This window comes from Collinsella sp. CLA-ER-H9, from assembly GCF_040092295.1.
GTDB lineage: Bacteria > Actinomycetota > Coriobacteriia > Coriobacteriales > Coriobacteriaceae > Collinsella.
Genome location: NZ_JBBNLV010000041.1, coordinates 1 through 683, shown reverse-complemented (window position 1 = coordinate 683; position 683 = coordinate 1). Strand labels below are relative to the sequence as shown.

General features: G+C 69.3%; 1 protein-coding gene. It reads right to left on the bottom strand.

Annotated elements, in window-relative coordinates; genetic code table 11:
- Nucleotides 1-683 (bottom strand): dTDP-4-dehydrorhamnose 3,5-epimerase family protein (locus AAAX73_RS09720; protein ID WP_349125781.1); only part of this gene is annotated, 683 nt, incomplete at both ends.

Here is a 683-nt window from a genome sequence, read left to right as displayed (position 1 = left end):
ACGTGGACCAGGGTGATGCCGTGCTCGACGCAGGCGCGGGCGAGAAGGGCCGGGCCGGTGGCGTTCGCCTTCCAGGCGGTCACGCGGCCCTCGGGGGTCTCGGCCCTGTCCACGGCCGTGTACGCGCCGCAGTTGATCACGGTGCCGTAGAGCGACCAGTCGTACTGTGCGTAGGCGTCCGGGTCGGACATGTCGAAGGTGTCGATGTCGCAGAAGTCGAAGTCCTTGGCGACGCCGCGCTCCTCGGCGAGCTTGCGCACCGCGCGGCCCAGCTGCCCGTTGCAGCCGGTGACGAGCGTCCTCTTGGGCGCCATGGGGACGACGTCCTTGAGCATCGGGTGGTTGAGGTCGGCCTCGGAGACGGTGGCCTCGTCGAGCGGGATCGGCCACTCGATGGCGAGCTCCGGGTCGGCGAGGTTCACGAAGGTGTAGGTCCTCTTCAATTCAAGGGACCAGTGGGCGTCCACCAGGTAGGTGTAGGCGGTGCCGTCCTCCAGCGCCTGGAAGGAGTTGCCCACGCCGCGCGGGACGTAGATGGCCTTGGACGGGTCGAGCACGGTCGTGTAGACCTTGCCGTAGGTGGCGCTGCCCTCGCGGAGGTCGACCCAGGCGCCGAAGACGCTGCCGCGGGCGACGGAGATGAACTTGTCCCAGGGCTCCGCGTGGATGCCGCGGGTGACGCC